At 61.3% G+C, this 25,929-nt stretch carries 17 protein-coding genes; 10 read left to right on the top strand and 7 right to left on the bottom strand.

Annotated elements, in window-relative coordinates; all coding sequences use genetic code 11:
• Positions 1 to 115: 115 nt before the first annotated feature.
• Both ppc and I554_RS0100240 read left to right on the top strand, forming a co-directional pair.
• A complete protein-coding gene (gene ppc, locus I554_RS0100245; protein WP_024573848.1) occupies positions 116 to 2,929 on the top strand; it encodes a phosphoenolpyruvate carboxylase in 2,814 nt (937 codons plus the stop codon).
• 23 nt (positions 2,930 to 2,952) lie between these two features.
• Positions 2,953 to 3,741, top strand: a complete 789-nt coding sequence (locus I554_RS0100240) for a crotonase/enoyl-CoA hydratase family protein (RefSeq protein WP_024573849.1) — start codon at positions 2,953 to 2,955, stop codon at positions 3,739 to 3,741.
• An 18-nt stretch (positions 3,742 to 3,759) separates the two neighbouring features.
• Here the strand turns inward: I554_RS0100240 and I554_RS0100235 are convergent, their stop codons facing one another.
• From I554_RS0100235 to I554_RS0100220, 4 genes are all read right to left on the bottom strand, one after another.
• Complete coding sequence (locus tag I554_RS0100235; RefSeq protein ID WP_024573850.1) at positions 3,760 to 4,680, bottom strand: SDR family NAD(P)-dependent oxidoreductase; 921 nt, start codon at positions 4,678 to 4,680, stop codon at positions 3,760 to 3,762.
• A gap of 23 nt (positions 4,681 to 4,703) precedes the next feature.
• Positions 4,704 to 5,843, bottom strand: a complete 1,140-nt coding sequence (locus I554_RS0100230; RefSeq protein WP_024573851.1) for a thiolase — start codon at positions 5,841 to 5,843, stop codon at positions 4,704 to 4,706.
• Between the two features lie 4 nt (positions 5,844 to 5,847).
• Complete coding sequence (locus tag I554_RS0100225) at positions 5,848 to 6,261, bottom strand: Zn-ribbon domain-containing OB-fold protein (protein WP_024573852.1); 414 nt, start codon at positions 6,259 to 6,261, stop codon at positions 5,848 to 5,850.
• 134 nt (positions 6,262 to 6,395) lie between these two features.
• Positions 6,396 to 7,562, bottom strand: coding sequence for a nucleotide disphospho-sugar-binding domain-containing protein (locus I554_RS0100220; RefSeq protein WP_024573853.1), 1,167 nt, complete (start codon positions 7,560 to 7,562; stop codon positions 6,396 to 6,398).
• A 56-nt stretch (positions 7,563 to 7,618) separates the two neighbouring features.
• On the opposite strand from I554_RS0100220, the gene I554_RS0100215 reads away from it, so the two are divergent.
• The 3 genes from I554_RS0100215 (at position 7,619) to I554_RS0100205 (ending at position 11,849) form a co-directional block, all read left to right on the top strand.
• The gene (locus I554_RS0100215; protein ID WP_244432691.1) at positions 7,619 to 9,439 is read left to right on the top strand and encodes a glycosyltransferase; all 1,821 of its coding nucleotides are present in this window, start codon (positions 7,619 to 7,621) and stop codon (positions 9,437 to 9,439) included.
• A gap of 127 nt (positions 9,440 to 9,566) precedes the next feature.
• Complete coding sequence (locus I554_RS0100210) at positions 9,567 to 10,928, top strand: tetratricopeptide repeat protein (RefSeq protein ID WP_024573855.1); 1,362 nt, start codon at positions 9,567 to 9,569, stop codon at positions 10,926 to 10,928.
• A gap of 9 nt (positions 10,929 to 10,937) precedes the next feature.
• The gene (locus tag I554_RS0100205) at positions 10,938 to 11,849 is read left to right on the top strand and encodes a FecR domain-containing protein (protein ID WP_024573856.1); all 912 of its coding nucleotides are present in this window, start codon (positions 10,938 to 10,940) and stop codon (positions 11,847 to 11,849) included.
• Between the two features lie 33 nt (positions 11,850 to 11,882).
• Here I554_RS0100205 and I554_RS0100200 read toward each other — a convergent pair whose 3' ends face one another.
• Complete coding sequence (locus tag I554_RS0100200) at positions 11,883 to 12,791, bottom strand: LysR family transcriptional regulator (RefSeq protein ID WP_024573857.1); 909 nt, start codon at positions 12,789 to 12,791, stop codon at positions 11,883 to 11,885.
• Positions 12,792 to 12,998: 207 nt separating this feature from the next.
• On the opposite strand from I554_RS0100200, the gene I554_RS0100195 reads away from it, so the two are divergent.
• On the top strand, positions 12,999 to 14,054 hold the full coding sequence (locus I554_RS0100195; RefSeq protein WP_024573858.1) for an alcohol dehydrogenase: 1,056 nt from the start codon (positions 12,999 to 13,001) through the stop codon (positions 14,052 to 14,054).
• A gap of 6 nt (positions 14,055 to 14,060) precedes the next feature.
• Here the strand turns inward: I554_RS0100195 and I554_RS0100190 are convergent, their stop codons facing one another.
• Positions 14,061 to 16,763, bottom strand: a complete 2,703-nt coding sequence (locus I554_RS0100190) for a bifunctional acetate--CoA ligase family protein/GNAT family N-acetyltransferase (RefSeq protein WP_024573859.1) — start codon at positions 16,761 to 16,763, stop codon at positions 14,061 to 14,063.
• 279 nt (positions 16,764 to 17,042) lie between these two features.
• Between I554_RS0100190 and I554_RS0100185 the strand changes: the two genes are divergently transcribed.
• The 4 genes from I554_RS0100185 (at position 17,043) to I554_RS0100170 (ending at position 23,888) form a co-directional block, all read left to right on the top strand.
• A complete protein-coding gene (locus I554_RS0100185) occupies positions 17,043 to 17,843 on the top strand; it encodes an alpha/beta hydrolase (protein WP_024573860.1) in 801 nt (266 codons plus the stop codon).
• 113 nt (positions 17,844 to 17,956) lie between these two features.
• Positions 17,957 to 19,498 (top strand): wax ester/triacylglycerol synthase family O-acyltransferase, encoded by a 1,542-nt coding sequence (locus I554_RS0100180; protein WP_024573861.1) that lies wholly within the window; start codon positions 17,957 to 17,959, stop codon positions 19,496 to 19,498.
• A 15-nt stretch (positions 19,499 to 19,513) separates the two neighbouring features.
• Entirely contained in the window at positions 19,514 to 20,515 is a 1,002-nt protein-coding gene (locus I554_RS0100175; RefSeq protein ID WP_024573862.1) for an alpha/beta hydrolase, read from the top strand.
• Positions 20,516 to 20,648: 133 nt separating this feature from the next.
• Entirely contained in the window at positions 20,649 to 23,888 is a 3,240-nt protein-coding gene (locus tag I554_RS0100170; RefSeq protein ID WP_024573863.1) for a cytochrome P450, read from the top strand.
• A 953-nt stretch (positions 23,889 to 24,841) separates the two neighbouring features.
• On the opposite strand, the gene I554_RS0100165 is transcribed toward I554_RS0100170, so the two are convergent.
• On the bottom strand, positions 24,842 to 25,753 hold the full coding sequence (locus I554_RS0100165; protein WP_024573864.1) for an alpha/beta hydrolase: 912 nt from the start codon (positions 25,751 to 25,753) through the stop codon (positions 24,842 to 24,844).
• Positions 25,754 to 25,929: the final 176 nt, after the last annotated feature.

Genomic DNA, 25,929 nt, shown 5'->3' with positions numbered 1-25,929 from the left:
TCATTAGCCGAACGCAAGATCGTTGCGCGGAAGGCAGGACGGGTATCCGGCGCTTGCGCCGGTGCGCAAAAATTGCGACTTGAGAGGACGGGAACACCTCTCACGGGATCGCGTCATGTCATACGAAGCGAAACAGTCCGATACTCGGGACGTGAAGCTTCGCGGGACCGATCCGGCCGCTGCCGATGACGATGCGCTGTTGCGCGCCGATATCCGGCGGCTGGGTCGAATTCTCGGGGACACCGTCCGTGACCAGGAAGGAGCGGATGTCTTCGATCTGGTCGAACGCATCCGGCAGACCTCGATCCGTTTCCACCGCGATGACGACAAGCCGGCCCGCCGCGAGCTTGAGGCCATTCTGGATGGCATGTCGATCGCCGACACCGTCCGCATCGTTCGCGCGTTCAGTTATTTCTCGCATCTGGCCAATATCGCGGAAGACCAGAACAATATCCGCCAGCGCCGCGCGCAGGACATGGCAGGCACCGCTGCGCGCCCTGGCACCCTGACGCGGGCGCTTGCGCGCGCGCAGGAAGCAGGCATCGATGCCGATGAGTTGCGGGCATTCTTTGCCAAGGCGCAGGTCAGCCCGGTCCTCACCGCGCATCCGACCGAGGTCCGCCGCAAGAGTACGATCGACCGCGAGATGGAGATCGCCTCCGTACTCAACATCCGCGACCGCACGCAGATGACTGCCGACGAGATCGCCGCGAGTGACGAGCAGTTGCGCCGTGCGGTGGTGACGCTGTGGCAGACCAATCTTTTGAGGCGCACCAAGTTGACGGTGCTGGACGAAGTCTCCAACGGCCTGTCGTTCTATGACTATACGTTCCTGCGCGAAGTGCCCCGGCTGCACTGTTCGCTTGAGGACCGGCTGGCCGAAGAGGGCGGCACGGCCGTCGATGCACACGATGTCCCGGAGCTTGCGACATTCCTGAAAATGGGAAGCTGGATCGGCGGCGACCGCGACGGCAACCCGTTCGTGACGGCGGAGGTCATGCGCGGTGCTCTTAACCTGCACGCTACGCGCATTCTTCGTTTTTATCTTGCCGAATTGCACGAACTTGGCGCGGAGCTTTCACTCGCGGCCCATCTTGCCGACGTGTCGCCTGAATTGCGCGCTCTCGCAGGGCAGTCCCCGGACCCGTCGCCCCACCGCAGCGGCGAACCCTATCGGCTTGCGGTTTCCGGCATCTACGCCCGGCTGGCGGCAACCGCCTTGAAGCTGAAGATTGAAACCAGCCGGCCGCCGGTGGGCGCTGCGACGGCCTATGCCGGTCCGGATGAACTTGCGCGCGATCTTGATGTGCTGCATGCGTCGCTGGTCGCCAATAACTCGCTGGTGATCGCGCGGGGACGGCTGCGGCATCTGCGCCGTGCGGTGGACTGCTTCGGCTTCCACCTTGCGGCGCTTGATATGCGGCAGAACTCTTCCGTGCATGAACGGACCATTGCTGAGCTCTTTGAAGCGGCTGCACCGGGCACCAATTATCAGGAGATGCCGGAAGAGGCGCGTATCGCGCTGCTGTCCGGTGAATTGAGTACCGCGCGTCCGCTGGCGTCGCCGTTCGTCGCGTACGGCGAAGAGACGATCAAGGAACTCGCCGTGCTGCGCGCGGCTGCGGAAGCCCATGCGACATTTGGCGGCGCTGTCATTCCCCAGTGCATCATCTCGATGACCGAGGGCGTGTCGGATCTGCTCGAGGTCGCTGTTCTGCTGAAGGAAGCGGGTCTCGTCTCGCCGGACGGCACCAGCCGTCTCAACATTGTGCCGCTGTTCGAGACCATCGATGATCTGCGGCAGTGCGCGCAGATCATGGACAGCCTGTTCTCGTTGCCGGAATATCGTCGCCTCGTCGACAGCCGGGGCGGCCTTCAGGAGGTCATGCTCGGCTATTCGGACAGCAACAAGGACGGTGGTTTCGTCACCTCGGGCTGGGAACTCTACAAGGCCGAGATCAGTCTCGTCGAAGTGTTCGAGCGCCACGGCGTGCGCCTGCGGCTGTTTCACGGGCGCGGCGGCTCGGTCGGCCGCGGCGGCGGCCCGAGCTATGACGCAATCCTGGCGCAGCCCGGCGGAGCGGTGAACGGGCAGATCCGCATCACCGAGCAGGGAGAAATCATCTCCAGCAAATACTCCAATGCCGACGTTGGCCGCCACAACCTCGAAATTCTCGCGGCGGCAACGCTGGAAGCGAGCCTGTTGCAGCCGAAACATTCCGCGCCGCGCGATGAATACATCGCGGCGATGGAGGAACTCTCCAACCTAGCCTATGCGGCCTATCGCAACCTCGTCTATGAAACCGAAGGCTTCGAGGATTATTTCTGGGCTTCCACGGTGATCTCGGAAATCTCGACGCTGAACATAGGCAGCCGACCGGCTTCGCGCACAAAGACGCGCAGAATCGAGGACTTGCGTGCTATTCCCTGGGTGTTCAGCTGGGCGCAATGCCGCCTGATGCTGCCGGGCTGGTATGGCTTCGGCAGCGCTGTCGATGCCTGGGTCAAGCAGCATCCGGACAAGGGCATCGCGTTCCTCCAGGAACTGTACCGCGAGTGGCCGTTCTTCCAGACGCTGCTGTCCAACATGGACATGGTGCTGTCCAAGAGCAGCATCGCCATCGCCTCGCGCTACGCGGACCTTGTCCCGGATGAAAAGCTGCGCGCCACCATCTTTGGCCGTATCCGCTCCGAGTGGCATGACTCGATCGAAACGCTGCTGACCATCATGGGCCATGACCGGCTGTTGCAGGGAAATTCCTTGCTCGAACGATCGATCCGCAATCGCTTCCCTTACCTCGATCCGCTCAACCATGTGCAGGTCGAACTGCTTCAGGCGCACCGGGCTCAAAGCACGGATGAGCAGGTGCTGCGCGGCATTCAGCTCACCATCAACGGAATTTCCGCGGGGCTACGCAACAGCGGCTAAGATAAATACAACGGGAGGTATCGATGACCGAAACTGACACCATTCTTGTCGAGCACGAAGGACCCGTTACCATCGTTTCCATCAACCGGCCGGAGCGCAAGAATGCCGTCGATGGCGCCACGGCGCGCCGCCTGTTCGATGCCTTTCGCGCCTTTGATGCCGATCCGGATTCTTCCGTTGCCGTATTCACGGGTACAGGCGGCGCGTTCTGCGCAGGTGCTGATCTGAAAGCTGTTGCGATCGGCGATCGCGAGAAAAAGCGCGAGCCTGGCGGACACGACACCATCGCGCCAATGGGACCGAGCCGCTTGCGTCTGAGCAAGCCGGTGATAGCGGCGGTGGAGGGCCATGCGGTCGCGGGCGGCATGGAACTGGCGCTGTGGGCCGACATGCGCGTGGTGGGCGAGGGCGCGACCTTTGGTATCTTCTGCCGCCGCTTCGGCGTCCCGCTGATCGACCTCGGCACCATCCGTCTGCCGCGGCTGATAGGCCATTCCCGCGCAATGGATTTGATCCTCACCGGGCGGCCGGTCGACGCGAAGGAAGCATTCGATATCGGGATTGCCAACCGCCTTGTGCCGAAGGGTGAAGCGCGTGCGCATGCGATTGCATTGGCGCAGGATCTGGCGAAGTTTCCGCAAGCGTGTCTGCGCAATGACAAGCGCTCGGCGCTGCGTCAATGGGATCTCGACGAGACGTCTGCCATCCTTGATGAAATGCAGGGCGGTCTCGATGTCATTGCGTCCGGCGAGACGCTGGAAGGCGCCAAGCGCTTCGCCAGTGGCACCGGACGGCACGGGTCCTTCAAGTAAGGCCGGCCGCCCGTTCTCCTAGATCGCATCCCACGAGAAGATGTCGGCGGAGCGATCGAGCTTGTAGAATGATGATTTCAGCGCGGGCATGCCGTGCTCGGCGATGGTTTGCGGCGTCCAGCCGCCGTCGCGATGGATCGAGCGCAGCGGACGCGACTGGCCCATCAGGAAGATTTCGTTCATCCGCACGGCAAAGATCTGCCCGGTGACATCCTTGGCGGCGTCGCTGAGCAGGAACACCGATAGCGGCGCGATCTTCTCCGGTCCCATCTGCTGCATGCGCGCAACACGCGCCTTCTCTTCCTCGGTCTCGGTTGGAATGGTGCCGATCAGACGGCTCCATGCGAACGGCGACACGCAGTTCGAGCGCACGTTGAAGCGCTCCATGTCGAGCGCGATAGACTTCGACAGGCCGACGATGCCAAGCTTGGCGGCGGCATAGTTCGCCTGGCCGAAGTTGCCGATCAGGCCCGATGTCGAGGTGAAGTGGACGAATGCGCCGCTTTCCTGCTCACGGAAAATGCGGGCGGCGGCGTGTGAGGTGTAGAACGAGCCGAGCAGGTGAACCTTGATGACCGACTCGAATGCCTCGATGCTCATGCGATGGAAGATCGCATCGCGCAGGATGCCGGCGTTGTTCACGACGCCGTCCAGCTTGCCGTAGGTGTCGACGGCTTGCTTGATGATCTTGCTGGCTGGAATGGCTTCCGCCACCGTTTCGAAGTTGGCGACGGCGGTGCCGCCACGCTTCTTGATCTCCTCGACGACCTCCTCGGCGGGGGCGGCGTTGGTGCCCGATCCGTCGGCCGCAACACCGGGATCGTTGACCACCACCTTGGCGCCCTCGGCGGCGGCGAGCAGGGCAATCTCGCGGCCGATGCCGCGGCCCGCACCGGTGACAACGATGACCTTGCCGTCCAGCGACTTCTTGTTCGACATTGTTGTAACTCCTGTTTTCGCTGTCAGCGTTCGTTGGTGAAAATGATGGTGCCGCTGGCGGCGAACATGCCGCCGACACCGTGACACACCGATATCTTCGCGCCTGGCACCTGTGCAGGTGCGATGCCGCGCATCTGCCGCACGCTTTCCTGCAAGGCGTACATTCCGTACATGCCGGAATGCATGTAGCTGAGGCCGCCGCCGTTGGTGTTCATCGGCAGCTTGCCGCCGATGGCGGTGTTGCGGTCGGCGATGAACTTGCCGGTTTCCTCATGCGGCATGAAGCCGAGATCGCCGAGGCCGAACAACGGCAGATGCGCAAAGGCATCGTAAATCATCAGGTGATCGACATCCTTGTGCGCAATGCCGGCCTCGCGAAACGCGGTCGGGCCCGCCACCTTGAAAGCGCGCGACGAGTTGAAGGTTTCCATCTGGCTGACCATCGGCGTCTCGACGCTTTCGCCGGTGCCGAGGATGTAAACCGGCTTCTGCGGAAAATCCTTGGCGCGGTCGGCACTGGTCAGGATCAGCGCGCCGCCGCCATCGGTGACGAGGCAGCACTGAAGAATGCGGAACGGGTAAGCGATCATCCGCGAGTTGAGTACATCCTCGACCGTGATCGAGTCCTTCATCATCGCGCGCGGGTTCTTCGCGGCCCATTCACGCTGAATCACCGACACCATCGCAATCTGCTCGTGGGTGATGCCGTAGGTTTTCATGTAGCGCAGTACGGGAATTGGAAACATGCTGGGCGGACCGTAGACGCCGAAGGGGGCCTCGAACTGGCCCTGCAGGCTGTCGGCGGGAATCGAGCGCGGCAGCTTGCCGATCATCGACTTGCCGCTCTCGGCATGGGTGATCAGCACCGTCTTGCACAGTCCGGCCTCGATCGCCGCGGCGGCGTGGCGGACATGCAGCATGAACGAACAACCGCCGACCGACGTGCCGTCAACCCATGTCGGTGTGATGCCGAGATAGTGCGCGAGCTGTTGGGGCGTTTCGACTGCAGTCGCGATGCCGTCGATGTCCGACAGCTTCAGTCCCGCGTCCGCCAGCGCATTCAGTGCGGCGTCCGCGTGCAACTGGATCTGCGACATGTCGGGAATGACGCCGAGTTTGGTGGTTTCTGCCGCGCCGACGACCGCAACCTGATTTCTGCGCATGCTCTTAACCCTTCGCCGGGCGGAACTGGGGGAGGGTGATCTTGTCGCTGACCTTCTCGAATGCGACTTCGAGTTTCATGTCGAGCACGAGCGCTTCGGGCGTCTGCGGGCAATCGAGAATATTGCTCATCATCCGCGGGCCTTCATCGAGTTCGACGACGGCAATCGCATATGGCGGCGTGAAGCCCGGAGCGGCAGGCCGGTGGTTGATCACATAACTGTAGAGCTTGCCCTTGCCGCTGGCCTTGAACACGCTGACCTTGCGCGAGGCGCACGAAGGGCAGAACGGGCGAGGCGGAAAATAGACGATCGAGCAATCGTCGCAGCGCTGCAGACGAAGTTCCCCTGACTGTGTGCCGTCCCAGAAATGCTGGGTTTCAGGCGTTGGCACCGGCAAGGCGCGCGAAGGTGCAGCCATCTGCAGTCTCTCCCTGATCGTTGGCTTTTGTTAATTGGTCGATTAACTTTATGCAGGTATTCCCTGCCGAGGCAAGTGGCCTTCCTGCGTCGGAAAATAGGGGCGGGCATGCACGGTTGCCGAGCGCCGCCCGGTTATTTGCCGAGAAGATTGAGGGCAGCTGCTTCAAATGTTTCAAGCGGCTTCATGCTTTTCAGCATGTTGCGATGTTCATGACCGGCCTGTGCCGCATGCTGCCGCATATTGTCGTCGGCGAGGATATCTTCCAGAGATTTCGAGATGTCGACCGGTGGCACGAAACTATCGATGACTTTTCCGAGGCCGGCATTTTCAAGTTGAAGCCCATTCAGGAGCTGCTCGATGTGGGTCGCGACGACAAGTTGCGGAATGCCTGCCGCTATGGCGTGCGATGCCAGTCCACCCCCGCCGAAATGAACGGCGAGACGCGCCGATGCCAGTGTCTCGCTCAACGGTAAATGTTGCGAGAAGACCCGCGCACCGCAGCGCGAAAGATTTTCGGATTGCTCGCCTGTTATGTCCGGCGCGGAAATGATGAGACGTTCAGCGACCGGGACCAGCGCCGGAACAATGTCGAAAGGCAGTGCGGACAGCACGCCGCGCGACAGGTAGACAAAGATACTGTCTGCATCTGTCCGAGCCTCCAGCGGCGGGCTGTCGAAGATCGGGCCGGCCTGCGGCTCCGGTCTTTGCAGATCATAAGGATCGAGCAACGGAAAAGTGAGAACGATCTGCGCATCGCCTGAGAACATCTGCGGCAGCTGTTCAAGGAAAGGCCGGCCCAGAGATCGCAATACGCGATTGACTGTTCCCAGTGTTTCTTCCTCGCTCCAGCGCGGGGGATGAACACGATGCAGCAGCGGAAATCGTTTCATGTCGCTGGGAGGGACCGTGTATCCGTTGCCGACAACGACCAGCGGAATCCTTCCGCGCGCCATGAGGCTTGCCGCTGGTGCATAGTCCGCGACCATAAGATCCGGCAAAACGGTTCTGAAAATATCGTCCCACGATTGCAGCAGCGACCGCAGGCCATTCTCATCAGTCAAACCGTTTGAGGCCAGTTGATCGTGCATCGTCGCTGTTGAGCGCAGGGACTGCGCGGCGGGCCATGATGGAGCCTGCAAAACAACCGCATTGAGTCCCATCAGACGTGCGGCTTGCGGATCCTTGAGCACGAATACCGGGCGCACGTGGTGGCGGCTCAGCTGTGCAGCCAAACGTTCCAGGTTCGCGATATGGCCAAAGCCGCCGCCGTGCTCCCAGGCAAAAAGAACGGTCTTCATGACGGCGTCTTGCTTCTCTCTTTGCGTTGACAACGCAGGCCGGAATACTGGCTATAATGAGTGAGCATCAAAAGGCAATCGAACATCGCATGCAGCCATTGTCGCCTGTGACGCATCGTCAGGAAGTGCATACTTTTTGGACGGGGCCCAATCTCAGCTCCTATGAGGATTTATCGCTGCGGAGCGCTGTTGCGACCGGTGCCCGGGTCTTGCTCTATTCGTATAACGAGAGCCTGAACGTCCCCGACGGCGTCGAGCTTGTGGACGCGCGCGAGGTTCTGTCCGGCCCGCTCCATCAATTCCATCACAAGGACGGCGATCTTTCGCTCGCCCTGCATTCCGATCTGTTCCGGTATCTCGCCATCCAGAAATTCGGCGGCTGGTACATGGACCTCGACATCGTCGTGATGAAACCGGCCTTGCCCGGCGACAAGATCTATCTCGCATATCAGGAAGATGGCGTCATCAATGCCGCTGTGATGAAATTTCCCGCGCGGTCGCCCATCATGACGGCAGCCGTGGATGAGGCGATGGGATTGCTGCCGGCGGCGGGCACGGTGGCGCCGGGAGCCGATCACGGCATTGTCGGACCTCAGCTCATCACGCGCCTCGCCTCCGAGTATGCGATCGATCATCTGGTTCGTCCGAAAGCCAGCGCCTATGAGGTTCATCCCAACGAAGTGCTGATGTTCTTCGATCCCGCTCAATGCGAAGCTGCATGTCAGCGGCTCGCCTCAAGCGATTTCGTTCATCTCTGGAATGACCTGTGGCGCGCGCTGCGCATTCCGAAGAATCTGGGGCCGCCGGAAGGCAGCTTTCTGGATTCGCAGTTCAGACAGTACGGAATTGATGTTCCGCAGGGAGCGCGTCTGTCCTCTCAGGCCATTGAAGGATGGTTTCGCGAGTTCTGGGTGATGAAAGAGCTCAAGCAGAAGCTCTCCACCCAAAGCGTGCCCTACGATGCGCTGGATCATCTGGCGCGGTCCATACAGGTCAAGGGCTGGCAGCCCGGCCAGCGTTCCTTCGGTAGCGCTCCGGTGTTGCAGCAGGAGGACCATCCGCATGCCATCGCTCCCCAGACCGTCAGAACCTTCTGGCACGGCGAGACGATCGGTCCGTATCAACTGATGTGCCTGAAGAGCTTTGCTGCGAGCGGGCATCGCGTCGAGGTGTTTTCCTACAATCGCGACCTGAATGTTCCCGGTTGGATATCGGTAGGGGATGCGGCCGAAATTCTTCCGCGCGAAGTTGTGTTGAGACCGCTGGGCGAGGAGGGGCCGCTCGCCATTCACGCGAATCTTTTTCGATACGCTTTGCTTCAGAAGCTGGGTGGATGGTGGATCGATCCAGACGTTCTGTTGCTGAAGTCTGATCTTCCAGCCGGCGATGTTTTCTTCGCAGAGCTGGATGTCTTCGGGCGTGTGCCGACGGGTGCTCTGAAATTCCCTGCCGGACATGGAATACTCACCGAAGCGCTGGCTGAAACCGAGCGTCTTTCGCATTCATGGGAGAGTTGGGAGGAATCAGGCTCGGCGTTGCTCACGTCGCTCGCGGGACGACACAAGCTGAACGGTAAGATTTTAGGCAGGACGTCTCTTGGTCCTGTCTCATGGTTCGATGTGCCGGATTTGTTCAATCCGGACAGCGCCGGAAAATTGAGTCGATTGTGCAACGATTTTCAGTTCCTGCATCTTCACGACGATGCATGGCGCCGTGCCGGGATACCGCATAATCTCGCGCCGCCCGAGGGCTCATTCCTCGATAGCCAAGTCCAGAAATACGGCGTAGCCGCTGATTTTCCGGCGAAAATTTCTTTCCGCGAATTGAACCGATGGATGGCGCACATGTACGAATGCATACGCCTGAGGCAGGGATAACCGAGTTCCGACGGCCAGTGTTTTCTTCAGCCTGTATCAATTCGGCCACTGGATACGGGCCGTACAGCGTTGATTGGAGACCGCTTTTATGGTTCTTCCGTAGTCATTGGCGACGGGAATTTTTGAAATGTGGTTTCGGGTATTGTCTCTTTTGACAGGTTCGCGGACGCAGGCCGTATCGGCCCGTAGCGTCTGGGCAGTTTGCGCGCTTGTCTTTTTCGCTCCTGCGGGCGTTGCGCGCGCACAGGACGCGTCGGAACAGCAGAACCTGTTTCAGCAGATGGTCCGCAATCCCGGTAATCACGAAATCACGTTTGCTTACGTGAAGGTTGCAACGACACGCGGCGACTACGAAGCCGCGATCGGCGCGCTCGAGCGGCTGCTGTTTTACAATCCCAGGCTTACGCGCGTGAAATACGAACTCGGCGCGCTGTATTTCCGGCTCGGCTCCTATGAGATGGCGAAGCGCTATTTCAAGGAAGCGCTGGCCAGCCCGGATATCGATGCGATCACCAAGGAGCGTATCGAGACCTACTTGCCTGATACCGAAAAGCAGCTTCAGCCGAGCCGGTTTTCTGGTTTCGCGCAGACTGGTATTCGCTCGCAGAGCAATGCGAGCTTCGCGCCCGGTGGCGGCGTTCTGCGCCTCGGCGGTCAGGATTTGGCTTTGCTGCCGACCGCGCAGCGGAGGGCCGATATCAACTGGTTTGGGTTGGTCGGCCTGAGCCACGACTATGATTTGCAGAACCAGCGCGGCGATATCCTCGAAACGCGCGCCGTCGGATATCTCACCGAGCAATCGCGCCTGAAGGATCTGAACGTCGGCTTCGTCGATGTCAGCTTCGGCCCACGGCTTGCGCTCGCGCCGGAACTTCTGCCGGGCGTCACCATCAAGCCTTATGTGGTTGGCGGGAACACCTGGGTCGGCGGATCGTCGTACTTTTCAACAGCCGGCGCCGGTGTTGGCGTGAAAGTTCCGGTGAACGACAGATTTACCTTCGGTCCTGATTTCGAATGGCGCCGCGCGGATTTCAGGAACGTCGATCCTGTCGCGGGCTTCGGTTCAAGCGACTGGTATACGACCAGCCTTACGGCGAGCTGGAATATCGCGCAGCAGATCAAGCTCGACGCGCGCGGACTGTATCGTCGTGGCGATGCCTCTCTCGTGTATCAGTCGTTCGACCAATGGGCGATTGAAGCCGCATTGACGCTCGAGTTCGCGCCACCGTTGGTCTGGATGTCACGCAACTGGAGCGTGGCGCCGTTCGTGCGGTGGATCGAGACCCGCTTCGATGCCGCAAATCCGTTCATCGATCCGCTGGTCGCTCGCAGCGACAACCAGTGGTCGGTGGGCGCGCTGTTCAATGCACCCGTGACGAAGAACTTCGGCATCTCGGCTGCGGTTCAGTATGACAAGACCAATTCCTCGCTGCCGAACTATCGCCTGGATAATTTCTCCGTGATGTTCGGTCCGACCGCTCGTTTCTGAGGGCAGCAGATGTTATTTTCCAAAGAGACATACTTCACATCGTTTCTGACGGTGCTGCTCTCGACGACCGCGCTTATTCCGGCGGCAGAGGCGCAGAACTCAGGCCGCGTCGGGGCCGTGAATCTCAATGCAACCGGCACACCGCCGGGCGCCGGAACGCGTACACTCACCATCGGCACCAACATCATCTACAAGGAGCGGGTGCAGACGTCGGCGCAGGGATCGACGCAGATCATGTTCCCTGACACCTCGACACTGAATGTCGGCCGCAACAGCAACATCGTCATCGACGAATACGTTTATGATCCGGCCGCCGGGACCGGAAAGATGGTCGCGACCGTCTCGAAGGGGGTCATGCGTTTCGTCGGCGGGCAGATCAGCCACACGGCGGGCGTTACGGTGAAGACTCCGGTGGCGACGCTGGGCATTCGCGGCGGCGTGGCGACAGTAGTTTATCCGATCCCGCCGGGCTTCGCCGGTTCCGACCCGAAGCTGGCGCAGGCGCAGGGTGAGATCGTCATCGGCCATGTCGGTTCGGTGGTCATCAAGAACAATGTCGGTTCGGTGGTAGTCCGCCCCGGTTACATGACGTGGGTGTCCGGACCGAACGATCCGATCCCTGAGCCGTTCCCGATTCCGGACTTCCTGCTGCAGAAGATCATGGCTGCGCTGACCAGCGGACCCGGCCAGACCGGCGGCGTATCCGATCTGCCCACCGACCAGATGGCCGCGCGGCTCGGCTTCGGCAAGACCATCGTCACCGATCCTGCGAAGCCGCCGGGCACTGATCCGCTCGGATATTTCTCGATCTTCGACGGCGGCAATTCCATTGCAAAGAACAAGTCGCAGTCGAGCCAGACCAACCAGGTCAATCCGCCGCCGAATTCCAATCCGGGCGGCTGTTATGGATACTGCTACTAAGCTGTAGATCGCAGACGGCGAATGCCGTTCGATTTACTTTTGTCCGTTGGGCATGAATAGCGCCTGAGCCTGGCTTGCTTGTTCGGCGATGAAATCTGCCGTGACGCGGACGCGCGCGATGTTGCGCAGGTCGCTGTGCAGCAACAGCCAGAACGTCCTGATCAGGCGGAAGCTCGGCAGCACCCGCACGAGATCCGGTTCGGTGAGCGCGATAAAGCACGGCAGCACGCACAGGCCCGCGCCTGCGAGGGTGGAGTTGAGCTGCGCGATCAGGTTCGAACTCTTGATCGCCGGGCGCAAATCCGGCGATACGAAATGCGCGTATTCGAGCTCGGGCGAGAAGATCAGATCGTCGATGTATGAAATGAATCGATGAAACGGAACATCTGCCGTTGTCTCCACGGCCGGGTTGTTGGCGAGATAGTCGCGGGACGCGTAGAGACCGAGTTCGTAATCCGTCAGCTTGCGGCCGTGCAGCCTGCCTTCCGTCGGCTGCGTCAGGCTCACTGCAATGTCGGCTTCACGGCGGGAGAGATTGAACTCGCGCGGCATCGCCACGAGTTCGATGGTGAGGTCCGGGTGGCGATCGCTGAGTTTGCCGAGCCGCGGTGCCAGGAATTTGGTTCCAAAGCCGTCGGGCGTGCCGATGCGCACTGCGCCGGTGGCCTGCGCCTTTGAGTCGCCGATCGACTGCGCCGCCGAGGTCGCAAGCTGGTCCATCTGCTCGGCCATTTCGAGCAGCCGCTCTCCGGCTTCGGTGAGCGACGAGCCGCTGGTGCGGCGGTCGAATAACTGGGAGCCAAGTGATGTTTCCAGCGCGGCGATACGCCGGCTGAGCGTCGAATAGTCGATCTTCAGCCGCTTCGCCGCAGCCGTCATGCTGCCGGTGCGTGTGATCGCCAGGAACGATCGAACAAGATTCCAGTCAAACTGGTCGGTCATCACTACTCTCGATAGTCGCCGGCGGGGCTTGAACATCGTGCCAGCCAGCCTTGGGTAATCCATAAGAGGCCTTCGGCCAAGGTTCATCTGGCTGCGAAGGCGGGCAGGGGCCGCGCCATATTGACAGGGTTGCCTCGGCTCGCCTCTACTTCCGCCCGAACAGCATCCGCGCCGTCAGGCGGCTGCATAAGAAAAGGGAGAGACGCGATGAAGAGTTTCAAGGTCACCGATTTCAACGCACCTCTGACCGAAGTCGACATCGCGACCCCGAAACCCGAGGGCACGCAGGTCCTGCTCAAGGTCAAGGCGGCGGGTGTCTGTCACAGCGATCTTCACATTTGGGAGGGCGGCTATGATCTGGGCCATGGCCGCAAGCCGCTATCCCTGAAGGATCGTGGTGTTTCGTTGCCGCTGACCATGGGACATGAGACGGTGGGCGAAGTCGTTGCATTCGGGCCCGAGGCGAAGGGCGTGGCTGTCGGCGATATCCGGCTGGTGTATCCGTGGCTCGGCTGCGGCGAATGTGCGACCTGCAAGGCAGGCGACGAGAACATGTGCATCGTCAAGCCGAATTCGATCGGCGTTTATTGCGACGGCGGTTATGCCGATCACATCACGGTGCGCCATCCGCGCTATCTGCTGGACCTCAAGGGTCTCGATCCGGTGACCGCGGCTCCTTATGCGTGCTCCGGCGTCACCACATATAGCGCGATCAAGAAACTCGAAACGATTCTGGACCAGCCCATCGTGATCTTCGGTGCGGGCGGCCTCGGCCTTATGGCTCTGTCGATCCTGAAAGCCATGGGTGGCAAGGGCGCCATCGTTGTCGATATCGATGAGAGTAAGCGCAAGCCTGCCGAGGAGGCCGGCGCGCTCGGATTCGTCAATGGCGCGGCACCGGATGCCTTGCAGCAGATTGCCGCGAAGGCGGGAAGGCCTGTTCTTGGCGCGATCGATCTGGTCGGTAACGCGGCGACGGCGCAACTCGGGTTCGATTGTCTCAGCAAGGGCGGCAAGCTCGTTATGGTCGGACTGTTTGGCGGCGGCGCGCCATGGGCGTTGCCGCTGATTCCGATCAAGGCGATCACGATTCAGGGCAGCTACGTCGGCAACCTGCGCGAGACGCAGGAGTTGATCGACCTGGTGCGCGAGAAGAAGATCGCGCCGATTCCGGTCACCAGGATGCCGCTGAAGCAGGCTGATGCTGCGCTCAACGATCTGAAGAAGGGCAAGCTGGTCGGCCGCGCCGTGCTCGTTCCCTGACGCAGATTACCTGGGTGCATCTGCAAACGGCAGAACGACAAGCGAGATGTCCGAGTTCTGCGGATCGGGTCCGATCTGAAACCCGAGCCGCCGGCACATATCCAGCATCCTGGTATTCCGGCTGAGGACCTGGCCGCGGATGGCGCGCACGCCTTCCGCGCTTCCGTACTCGATGATCATTTTCATGAACAGCAGGCCGAGTCCCACACCCTTGAGGTCGGACCGGACCAGCACGGCGAACTCCGCGCTGGAGAAGTCCGCCTCGGTGTGAAGGCGGACCACGCCGAGCATCTTGCCGGTGGTTTCCTCGATGGCGATGAAAGCCATCGCGCGTGCGTAGTCGAGCTGAGTCAGACGCGCGATAAACGGATGCGTCAGTTCCTTCATCGCCGAGAAGAACCGCAGCCGGATGTCTTCCTGACTGACGTGCGAGAAGAACTCCGGATAAAGGTGTTCATCCTCGGGCCGGACCGGCCGCACGAAAATTTGCCGGCCGTCCTTGAGCGTGGTGTGCCGTTCCCATTCTTTCGGATATGGCCGAATCGCGAAGCGGTAGTGACCCGAGCCGCGAAGAGCTTCGCTCAGAGGCGCGATTGACACCTGCGCATCAACCGCGATCACGCCGTCCTTGTCGGCCAGCAGAGGATTGATGTCGAGTTCACGGATCTCCGGCAGATCCGCCGCCATTTGTGCGATCTTGACCAGTATCAGCGCGACCGCGCCTTCGTCCGCAGCAGGAACGTCGCGATAGCTTTTGAGGATGCGCGAGACGCGGGTGCGCGCGATCAGGCTTTTCGCCAGGTTCAGATCGAGCGGCGGAAGCGACAGCGCCTTGTCGTTGATGACCTCGACCGCGGTGCCGCCGCGTCCGAACACCACAACAGGACCGAACGTCGGGTCGTCGGCAAGGCCGGCGATCAGTTCGCGCGCACGGGGGCGCAAGATCATCGGATGGACCGTCACGCCGTCGATGCGGGCCTTTGGCCGCATTTTGCGCGCCCGTTGCAGGATATCGTCGGTCGCATCGTGGACCGCACGCTCGCTGGTGAGATTCAGCCGCACGCCGCCGACGTCGGACTTGTTCAGAATGTCCGGCGAGCTGATCTTGACGACCACCGTATTGCCTTCCGCCAGGATGGGTGTCGCTGCGCGAGCCGCCTGATCCGGATCCTGCGCCAGCACCGCGGAGGCGATGGGAATCGAATAGGCTGCAAAAAGGTCGTTGATCTCGATCGGATTGAGCCAGTTGCGGCGATCCCGCAGCGCGTTCTGGATGATGGCGCGTCCCGCGGCCACGTCTGGCGCGAAGTCCTCCGGAAGGCTGGGCGGCGTCTGCATCGCGATATCGAGTCCTTCGCGATAGCGCACGATATGCATGAAGCCGCGCACGGCGTCGGCTTCGCTTGGAAAATGAGGAATGCCTGCTTCCCCGAACACGGCGGAAGCGGCCCCGTTATCTCCGACCCAGGCGGCGAACACCGGCTTGCGGGAATACGTTTCAGTACGGAATTTTTTCACTGCCGCGACAACGGCCTTCGCGGACTCGACCGGTGAGGCCAGTGTGTTCGGCGAATTCATGATCAGGACCGCGTTGTTCGCCGTGTCTCCCAGGACGAGTTCGCAGGCCTTGGCATAGCGTTCGCCATCGGCGTCGCCCAGGATGTCGACGGGATTTGCTCCGGACCACCGCTCTGGCAGCACCTTGTCGAGGCTCTTCTTGACGTCTTCAGACAGGCCCGCAAGTTCACCGCCGAGATCGATCAGCCGATCCACCGCGAGAACGCCAAGTCCTCCGCCATTGGTGACGATCGCGAGCCGGTGGCCATGGGACGATTGCAGATGCCCCAGTGTTTCCGCGGCGGAGAACAACTCATCTAGATCCAGCACGCGCAGCAGACCGGCGCGGCGAAATGCGGCGTCGTAGACGGCATCCGATCCCGCCAGCGCGCCGGTGTGCGTGGCCGCGGCCCGTGCACCTTGCGAATGCCGGCCCGACTTGATGGCGACCACAGGTTTGACGCGCGCCGCAGCTCGCGCCGCCGACATGAATTTTCGCACGTCGCTGATCGATTCCACGTAGAGCAGGATGGCGCGCGTGTCCGAATCCAGTGCGAAATAGTCGAGTAAATCTCCGAAATCGACGTCGAGATTTTCGCCAGTTGAGACAATACCCGAGAAACCGACATTGCGGTTCGCTGCCCATTCGACCAGTGCGGTCGAGATCGCACCGGACTGCGATATCAACGCAAGGTCGCCGGCCTGCGGCAGGCGCGATCCAAAACTGGCGTTCAGTTTTATCCGCGGCACCAGAACGCCGAGCGATGGTCCGATCAGGCGCAAGCCGGTTTTCCGGGCCGCTTGCGCGATCGCCTCTGTGTAAGATCCGGTGCCGACGCCGAGACCGCCGGAGAGCACCATCGCGGCCGGGTGTCCCCGGGCGCCGGCTGTTTTCACAATATCCTGAATGGCGGAAGGCGGTGTCGAGATGATCGTGAGATCGGGTATCGCGGGAAGATCCTTGATGTCGTGAAACGTCTTGATGCCTTCGATTTCGGAATGCTTGCGGTTGACGATGTAGATCGGTCCGCTGAAACCGCCGGCTAGCAGGTTGCGCAACGTTGCGCCCCCGACCGACGCAGGCTTCGAACTTCCGCCGACGATTGCGATCGAGCGCGGCGCAAACAGGTGGTCGAGGCGATACGTGCTCATGAAAGGTCTCGGGCCATCGTCGTCACAGGCTATCGCAATCGGGCGGGAAATGCGTCAGGGCCGGTCCAAGGGCAAGAGGTCGCATGTCGCGATTCCTCGGGTAGTGGCCTTGTGCACCTTGTTCCGGAACATGGTGCAGAGCAATAAAATTCACCACATCATCCTTTTGGTCGAAAGCCGATTGGCAGGAACCCCGACATGCTTCTAGACTGTGCGGACTGCCTCAGTGCGGAGCAGTAAGAGCGTGTGTGATGAAGCTGTTTGCCCGGGCAGGTCGCAATGACAGTTAACGAGAGCCACCTCGCCGAAAAGGGCCGACTACGTCCGCCGAATCTCGGTCTGTTTCTGGCCGAGGGGCGAGGGGTGTTCGAACTGAACGCCACGTTGCTGATGGCACCCGCACTTCTGACGGCTCCGCGCGGCGACGGTCATCCCGTGCTGGTCCTGCCGGGCCTGCTGGCGAGCGATGTCTCAACGCTCATCCTGCGGCGCTATCTCGATCTGCTCGGATTTTCGACCCATCCGTGGGGGTTCGGCCGGAACACCGGCGGCGTCTACAGCATGCGCGACAAACTCGGCAAGCTGCTGGCCAGCGTTCACAGCGCGACCGGCCGCAAGGTCAGCCTGGTCGGCTGGAGTCTCGGAGGCGTCTACGCACGTGATCTGGCGTTACGGATGCCTGAGATGGTCCGTTATGTCGTAACGCTCGGCAGCCCGTTCGCGGGCGACATCACCGCGACAAACGCCAAGCGCGTGTACGAGATGGTGTCGGGCGAAACCATCGAGGATGCGGACATCAAGGACATTCAGGCGCTGTCCGGCGATCTGCCGGTGCCGACGTCGTCGCTCTATACCCGTACCGACGGTATCGTGAACTGGCGGACTTGCCTCGTGCGCGAGGCCAACACCGCCGAAAACATCGAGATCACGCTCGCGAGCCATATCGGCATTGGGGTGAACGCGGCTGCGCTGTGGGCCGTCGCCGACCGTCTCGCGCAGAAGGAAGGCGAATTTCATCCGTTCGATCGGTCAGGACCGTTCGCGCTGGCTTATGCGCGGCCGGAGAAAGTGGGCGCATAAAAGAATACTGCCGGACGAGATCGCCTGAAAGGCGACAGCGGCTCTCGGATCACGATACAGGATGGAACGAATTTCCGGGACATCGTGATCTCGCCTGTTCAAGGGAGGGTACTATGAGTCACGCCAAGAAGCTGTCCTCGATGGACGCATCGTTTCTTTATCTCGAGACGCCCGAGATGCCGATGCACGTCGGAAGCATGGCGATCTTCAAGCTGAAGGACGGTTATCAGGGCGATTTCTTCGAAGACTTCAAGAAGATGATCGCGGACCGGATTCATGTTGCCCCAATCCTCAAGGCGCGGCTGGAAAAAGCACCACTCGACATCGATAATCCGAGCTGGGTCGAGGACGATCAGTTCGACATCAATCGCCACATATTCCGCGGTGGCCTGCCAGCGCCGCACGATCGTGCAACGCTGGAACGCACCGTGGGCTGGATTCACGCCAAATTGCTCAACAGGGCGCGCCCGCTCTGGGAGTTCTACGTGTTCGAGGGCATGGAGAACAACGAGGTCGGGCTTTATTCCAAGATGCACCATGCCTGCATTGACGGTGGCGCGGGCGCCGCGCTCACCAACATGATCTATGACATCACGCCGGTGCCGCGCGAGTTTCCGAAGGTCGTTCCGAACAAGCAAGCCAACGAGCCGCGGGACATCGCGGCCAACATGCTGGATTCTTATACGCAACTCTGGCGTCAGCCGCTCGATGCGTCAAAGGCAAAGAGCTTCGATCTGCCGCGCAGCGGCAAGAGCGATCTTGGATCCGTGCTGTTCGACAACGCGATGTTTCAGATCGAGAGCGGCATCAGGATGCTCGGCGGGGTGCCGGAAACCGTCAAGAGCATCCGCGACATGGTCGCGAAGGTGTCGGACCCGAAATCACGGGAGAGTCTGGCGAGCATGGTCTCGCCATCGACCATGCTGAACAAGACGATTTCATCGGAACGCAGTTTTGCCGGCGTCTCGGTCTCGCTGCCGGAAGCCAAGGCAATCGCGAAGCAGGCCGGCGGCAAACTCAATGACGTGGTAATGGCGCTGTCGAGCGGCGTGTTGCGCAGGTATCTGCTCGAGCATGGCGGATTGCCCAACCGGTCGCTGACGGCGGCCGTCCCGATTTCGCTGCGCGAGGAGGGCAACACCGAAGCCAACAACCAGGTGTTCGGGATGATCTGCTCGCTGGCGAGCAATATCGAAGACCCGAAGGAGCGTCTTCAGGCGATCATCGCCCAATCGTCCAAGTCCAAGGAAATGTCGCACCCGCTGCGTGCGCTCATGCCCTCGATCTCCAACATCTCGATGCTGGGCGCGCCGATCCTGATCCAGGTGCTGGCGCTGCTCTACAGCCGTTCGAACCTGTCCGACGTACTTCCGCCGAGTGCGAACGTCACGATCTCAAACGTGCCGGGACCGCGGCAGACACTCTATGCAGTGGGTGCAGAGTTGCTTCATATCTTCCCGGTTTCGATTGCGACCCATGGCCTTGCATTGAACATCACTGTCCAAAGCTACCGCGATCAGCTCGATTTCGGCTTCATCGCCGGAGCAAACATCATTCCGCATGTTGAGGTGCTGGCGAACATGCTGCCCAAGGAGTTCGAGCTTCTTGCCGCCGCCGTCGCGCCGCCCGGCAACCGTGCAAGCGCGGCAAGTTAAAGCGTGGCACCTGCAATGATGGAAATGCCGCCGCTTCAGTATGCCCAGGTCAATGGCATTCGCATGGGCTTCTACGAAGCCGGTCCCAAATCAGACAAGCCGCCGCTGGTGCTGTGCCATGGATGGCCCGAGATCGCCTTTTCCTGGCGGCACCAGATCAAGGCGCTGAGCGAGGCGGGCGTTCGGGTCATCGCGCCCGATCAGCGCGGATACGGTGCCACGGACCGACCCGAAAAGGTTGAGGATTACGATATTGAAAACCTCACCGCTGATCTGGTGGGACTGCTCGATCACCTGAACATCGACAAGGCGATTTTTGTCGGCCACGACTGGGGCGGGTTTATTGTCTGGCAGATGCCGCTGCGGCATCCGTCACGGGTCGCCGGTGTGATCGGCGTCAACACGCCGCATACGCCGCGCACGCCGAGCGATCCGATCGGGCTGCTTCGCCAGCGGTATGGCGACCATCTCTACATCGCGCAGTTTCAGGACCCCGAACGCCGCGCTGACAAGATATTCGACAGCCGTGTGGAGCAGACCTTCGACTTCTTCATGCGCAAGCCGATGCCGCAGAATAAAGCGCCGGAAGCCGGCGAGGGCCCGCCAGCGGCTGGTCTCGGCGCGTCGCCGAAGCTGAACATGGCCTTTCCGCAGATGGTTGCGGGTTACGACGGCAAGCTCGACCCGCGCGAGAAAATCCTGAAGCCTGAGGAAATGCAGGTGTTCGTGAATGCATTCAAGGTCTCGGGCTTCACCGGCGGGATCAACTGGTATCGGAACATGACCCGCAACTGGGAGCGATCCGGGCACATCGACCACACGGTGCGCGTGCCGTCGCTGATGATCATGGCCGAGAATGATGCGGTGCTTCCGCCGTCCTCCTGCGATGGAATGGAGAATATTGTTCCTGATCTCGAAAAACACCTGATCAGGGACAGCGGCCACTGGACACAGCAGGAGCAGCCCGGCGAGGTCAGCGCCAAGATCCTCGAGTGGCGCAAGCGGCGTTTCGGGTAACGCCGCCGGGAGGTCAGCCAAAGCCCTTGCAGTATAAGTTCTTTGCAAAAGATGCGCCGGAACAGTAGCTTCGGAGAAAAGCTCCGGGCCAGCCGGGCATCAATAAGTCACGTGGGCAGGAGATATCCGAGCGATGGCGTCCCAGAATAAGCTGAATCCGATTCCGCATCCGCCGAAGAAGCCGGTCGTCGGCAACATGCTGTCGCTGGACTCGAGTGCGCCCGTGCAGGATCTGGTCCGCAAGACCAAGGAGCTTGGACCGATCTTCTGGCTCGACATGATGGGCCAGCCGCTGGTGATCGTCTCGGGCTTCGAACTTGTCAACGAGTTGAGCGACGAGAAGCGGTTCGACAAGGCAGTGCGCGGGGCGCTGCGCCGCGTGCGCGCCATCGGCGGCGATGGCCTGTTCACTGCGGACACCACCGAGCCGAACTGGAGCAAGGCGCACAACATCCTGTTGTCACCGTTCGGCGGCCGGGCGATGCAGTCCTATCACCCGATGATGGTCGATATCGCAGAACAACTCGTCAAGAAGTGGGAGCGCCTCAACGCCGACGACGAAATCGATGTCGTTCATGACATGACCGCGCTGACGCTCGACACCATCGGGCTGTGCGGGTTCGACTATCGGTTCAATTCATTCTACCGCGAGGATTATCACCCGTTCGTCGGCGCGCTGGTGCGCTCGCTTGAAACGATCATGATGACGCGCGGCCTTCCGCTCGAAGGGCTGTTCATGCGCGCACGGCGTGCCGATCTCGCGGACGACGTCGCCTTCATGAACAAGATGGTCGACGAAATCGTCGCCGAGCGCCGCAAGAATGCGGAAGCTGCTGCCGGCACCAAGGACATGCTCAATGCGATGATGACCGGTGTCGACAAGGCGACCGGCGAGCAACTCGACGACGTCAACATTCGCTATCAGATCAACACTTTTCTGATCGCCGGGCACGAGACCACGAGCGGCCTGTTGTCCTGCGCGATCTATGCCATGCTCAAGCACCCTGAAGTGCTCAAGAAGGCATATGAGGAAGTCGATCGCGTTCTCGGCGCTGATATCAACGCCAAGCCGACCTTCCAGCAGGTCACGCAGCTTCACTACATTTCGCAGATTCTGAAGGAATCGCTGCGGATGTGGCCGCCGGCGCCCGCTTACGGCGTGTCGCCGCTCAAGGATGAAACCATCGGCGGAAAGTACAAGCTTAAGAAAGGCACCTTCGTTACGATCCTGGTGATGGCGCTGCATCGCGATCCGTCGGTGTGGGGGCCAAACCCGGACGTGTTCGATCCGGAGAATTTCAGCCGCGAGGCGGAGGCGAAGCGTCCGCCGAACGCCTGGAAGCCGTTCGGCAACGGTCAGCGCGCCTGTATCGGCCGCGGCTTTGCGATGCATGAGGCTGCACTGGCGCTCGGCATGATCCTTCAGCGTTTCAAGCTGCTCGACCATACGCGCTACCAGATGCATCTGAAGGAAACGCTGACGATCAAGCCGGATGGCTTCAAGATCAAGGTGAGGGCGCGTTCGGACAAGGATCGCACCATTGTCGCCAACCGCCCCGGTGCAGCGGTCGCCGATACATCCGGGACAGCCGCGCCGGCGCGCGTTCGTCCCGGTCACAACACGCCGCTGCTTGTTCTGTACGGTTCAAATCTCGGCACCGCCGAGGAACTGGCGCATCGCGTCGCGGATCTGGCCGAGGTCAACGGGTTCGCGACCAAACTCGCGCCGCTCGACGATTATGTCGGCAACCTGAAGGATCAGGGCGACGTCATCATCTTCTGCGCGTCCTACAATGGCGCGCCGCCTGACAATGCGACCAAGTTCGTCAACTGGCTGAACAGCGATCTTCCGAAAGACGCTTTCGCGGGGGTACGCTATACCGTGTTCGGTTGCGGCAACAGTGACTGGCTGGCGACTTACCAGTCGATTCCGCGCCTGATTGACGAGCAGCTTGCCGCCCACGGCGCGAAGGCCGGGTTGCCGCGCGGAGAGGGCGATGCCCGCGACGATCTCGATGGACAGTTCGAGAAATGGTTCAAGTCGGTGCGTGAGCTTGCCGGGAGGGAAGCCGGCATCGAGACGGGGTTCACGCGCGAAGCCAACGACGAGCCGCTCTACAAGATCGAGCCGGTGGCGCACAGTGCCGCCAATACGATCGCGGCTTCAGGCGGCGCCGTGCCCGTCAAGATCATCGTCAACGACGAGTTGCAGAATCAGTCCGGCGCCAATCCATCGACCCGTTCGACACGGCATATTGAAGTGGAGCTGCCGGAGAACATCACGTACCGCGTCGGCGATCACCTCAGTGTCGTTCCACGGAATGCCCCGGCGCTTGTGGACGCGGTCGCGCGGCGTTTCGGCTTCCTGCCGACAGACCAGGTCAAGCTTCAGGTGGCGACGGGCCGCCGCGCGCAGCTTCCGGTCGATAATGCCGTGTCGGTCGGCCGTCTGCTGGGTGAATTTGTCGAGTTGCAGCAGGTCGCGACCCGCAAGCAGATCCAGATCATGTCGGAGCATACCCGTTGCCCGATGACCAAGCCGAAGCTCGAGGCATTGACCGGCGACGATCCTGCCTCGACCGAACTCTATCGCTCGGAGATCCTCGCCAAGCGGAAGTCGGTTTACAACCTGATGGAAGAATACCCGGCGTGCGAGTTGCCGTTCCACACCTATCTTGAAATGCTCTCGCTGCTGTCGCCGCGATACTATTCGATTTCGTCGTCGCCTGCGGTGGCGGGGGCATCGAAATGCAGCGTGACCGTCGGTGTGGTCGCTGCGCCTGCGGTTTCAGGGCGTGGCATCTACAGGGGCGTCTGCTCGAACTATCTCTCCAGCCGCCGCTCGGGCGATGTGGTCTATGCCACTGTTCGCGAAACCAAGGCCGGTTTCCGTTTGCCGGAAAAAGCATCGGTGCCGATCATCATGATCGGTCCCGGCACCGGCCTCGCGCCGTTCCGCGGCTTCTTGCAGGAACGCGCCGCGATGAAAGCCAAGGGACAGTCGCTCGGCCCCTCGATGCTGTTCTTCGGCTGCCGTCATCCCGAGCAAGACTTCCTGTATGCCGATGAGCTGAAAGGCTTCGCGGATCAGGGCATCACAGAACTGCATGTCGCGTTCTCGCGGGCAGACACGCCGAAGAGTTACGTGCAGGATTTGATCGCCGCCCAGAAGGACAAGGTTTGGAAGCTGATCGAAGCCGGGGCGATCATTTACGTGTGCGGTGATGGCGGCAAGATGGAGCCCGACGTCAAGCGCGTGCTGATGTCGATCTATCGCGAGAAGTCGGGTGCGGATGAAGCCGCTGCTGCAAGCTGGATCGACGCCATGGGAACGCAAAACCGTTACGTGCTGGACGTCTGGGCGGGGAGCTGACGCTACAATCCCTCTCCATGTCGTCCCCGCGTAAGCGGGGACGACAATTGAGTGTGATGCGACAGCGTGCGCCATTTACGGCTGTCATCAACGGGCTTGTCCCGGTGATCCCGATGAAGTGAGCACGGTGTCTTCGTTATCGGGATGACCGGAACAAGTCCAGCCATGACAGTGACGGTGTGGCTACCTTCAGCGGCTCATCGTCATTTTCCAGATTCAATTTTCAAACAGCATGCGCGCGTGGGGCTTGCCCCATTCGCGCCAACGAAAGGCGCGCGTCATCGTTCTCGCGCATCGCGCGAGGTGAGCTTTTCGTTGCGCCCCTCAGCGCGCGCGAGGCCTGTCTCGTTCGCGCCCTCAAAACGAGGGGCATGGAGCGCCGCGAGGCGCACCTTTGTATCGTTTCGCTTCCGGCATCGCGTGCGAAGCGATGTGAGGTCCGGAAGCGCATCGCCTTGCGGCGCTCCATTGCGGCGATTTTGGGCGAGGGGACCGTACTTCCGGGTGCGGACGGGGGAGGTACTCGACCCCTGATCCGGACGGCTTTCGCCGCCTTCGTCCGCTCCGCGTCCAGCCGGCGAACGGCAGAGCCACGTAGTTGGCCCGGACGGTGACCCCAGCCTCCCGGACGACGTGTGTGCGAGACACGCGCGCAGGCGCCGCATCCTGCTCCGCTTCAAAGCGCCCTCGAGAAGCGCCCCTCACGACCAGGACGCAGCGAACTTAAGCGCGGTACGGAGCGCGGGGATACGTATCCCCATCACGAAATGTTTCGGGAGTCGGAATTTCCCCACTCGTCATTCCGGGGCGCGCGGCTTCGCGCGAACCCGGAATCCATGTTCACTCACCGGCTTCCCGCAGGATGGATTCCGGGCCTGCGCCAAGCGGCGCATCCCGGAATGACTGAATTTGCCGTCTCGCAGAGGATGATCGGGATTGTGAGGACTGCGGACTTACTGCTTGCCCGCCGCGCCCTGCGCATGATCGGCGATCGCGCCGATGATGGTCGGCCACATCGGGATCGGCAGCGCGTGCCCCATACCGTCGATCAGCAGCAGCTTGGCGCCGGGAATGGATGCCGCCGTGTCCTTGCCGGCTTCCACCCGCACCAATGGATCGATGGTGCCGTGAATCACAAGCGTCGGTGCCTTGACCGACCGGAGCCGGTCTGTGCGATTGCCTGACGCAAGGATGGCGCGCAGTTGCCGGCCGACGCCTGCGGGATTGAGACCGCGCGCGTAGGTGCGCTCGGCGCGCTCGGCATCTTTCGCTTCGTCGAGCGGAAACGGCCCGCCGCGCAGGACTTTCCAGGTCGTGCCGAAACGTTCGATGTATTCCGCCTTGGTCTTTGGCGGCGGCGCGAGCAGGATGGCGGACGCTTCGCGGGTCGGCTGCGGCAATCTCGGGTTGCCGGTCGAAGACATGATCGAGGTCAGCGACAGCACCCGGCCCGGATACTGCATCGCGATTTCCTGCGCGATCATCCCGCCCATCGATGCGCCGACGATATGCGCCTTGCCGATGCCGAGCGCATCGAGCAGTCCGACGACGTCACGGGCCATGTCCCACAGCTTGTAGGGGGCTTCCGGCGCGATCTTGAAGATCCGCAGTTTCAGCAACTCGATCGCGCGCAGGGGTTTGCCGCCGGACAGCTTGGTCGACTGACCGATGTCGCGGTTGTCAAAGCGGATGACACGGAAGCCGCGGCCGGCCAGATCCCGGCAGAATTCATCGTCCCAAAGGATCATCTGTGCGCCGAGGCCCATGATGAGGACCAGCGGTTCCGCGTCCGGCGCGCCGAAGATTTCGTAGCAAAGCTCGATTCCATTGGTCTTCGCCATCTGCGGTGGCTGGTGTGCGTTCACGTGTGCGTCCCTCAAGATAAACAAGGCTAAACCCTATCGCAGGCTTTTTGCGCCGTACAGGAGGCGGCGTGCGGCTTGATGGCGGGCCAATGTTGACCTCGGTCCCGCAACGGTATGGAATGGCTAAAAAAGGCAGGCCCAACGAGGCCTTGTTACCGCTTCGGGAGGGGCGCCAG

This window comes from Afipia sp. OHSU_II-C1, assembly GCF_000497575.1.
Taxonomy (GTDB): Bacteria; Pseudomonadota; Alphaproteobacteria; order Rhizobiales; family Xanthobacteraceae; genus Afipia.
This window is presented reverse-complemented; position numbering and strand designations above follow the sequence as displayed.

Bases quoted from the DNA above. Each gene is read 5' to 3' on its own strand.
- I554_RS0100195 (WP_024573858.1), top strand. From the start codon at position 12,999: ATGAAGAGTTTCAAGGTCACCGATTTCAACGCACCTCTGACCGAAGTC.
- I554_RS0100220 (WP_024573853.1), bottom strand. From the start codon at position 7,562: ATGAAGACCGTTCTTTTTGCCTGGGAGCACGGCGGCGGCTTTGGCCAT.
- I554_RS0100240 (WP_024573849.1), top strand. From the start codon at position 2,953: ATGACCGAAACTGACACCATTCTTGTCGAGCACGAAGGACCCGTTACC.
- ppc (WP_024573848.1), top strand. From the start codon at position 116: ATGTCATACGAAGCGAAACAGTCCGATACTCGGGACGTGAAGCTTCGC.
- I554_RS0100225 (WP_024573852.1), bottom strand. From the start codon at position 6,261: ATGGCTGCACCTTCGCGCGCCTTGCCGGTGCCAACGCCTGAAACCCAG.
- I554_RS0100205 (WP_024573856.1), top strand. From the start codon at position 10,938: ATGTTATTTTCCAAAGAGACATACTTCACATCGTTTCTGACGGTGCTG.
- I554_RS0100170 (WP_024573863.1), top strand. From the start codon at position 20,649: ATGGCGTCCCAGAATAAGCTGAATCCGATTCCGCATCCGCCGAAGAAG.
- I554_RS0100215 (WP_244432691.1), top strand. From the start codon at position 7,619: ATGAGTGAGCATCAAAAGGCAATCGAACATCGCATGCAGCCATTGTCG.
- I554_RS0100230 (WP_024573851.1), bottom strand. From the start codon at position 5,843: ATGCGCAGAAATCAGGTTGCGGTCGTCGGCGCGGCAGAAACCACCAAA.
- I554_RS0100200 (WP_024573857.1), bottom strand. From the start codon at position 12,791: ATGACCGACCAGTTTGACTGGAATCTTGTTCGATCGTTCCTGGCGATC.
- I554_RS0100180 (WP_024573861.1), top strand. From the start codon at position 17,957: ATGAGTCACGCCAAGAAGCTGTCCTCGATGGACGCATCGTTTCTTTAT.
- I554_RS0100185 (WP_024573860.1), top strand. From the start codon at position 17,043: ATGACAGTTAACGAGAGCCACCTCGCCGAAAAGGGCCGACTACGTCCG.
- I554_RS0100175 (WP_024573862.1), top strand. From the start codon at position 19,514: ATGATGGAAATGCCGCCGCTTCAGTATGCCCAGGTCAATGGCATTCGC.
- I554_RS0100190 (WP_024573859.1), bottom strand. From the start codon at position 16,763: ATGAGCACGTATCGCCTCGACCACCTGTTTGCGCCGCGCTCGATCGCA.
- I554_RS0100235 (WP_024573850.1), bottom strand. From the start codon at position 4,680: ATGTCGAACAAGAAGTCGCTGGACGGCAAGGTCATCGTTGTCACCGGT.
- I554_RS0100210 (WP_024573855.1), top strand. From the start codon at position 9,567: ATGTGGTTTCGGGTATTGTCTCTTTTGACAGGTTCGCGGACGCAGGCC.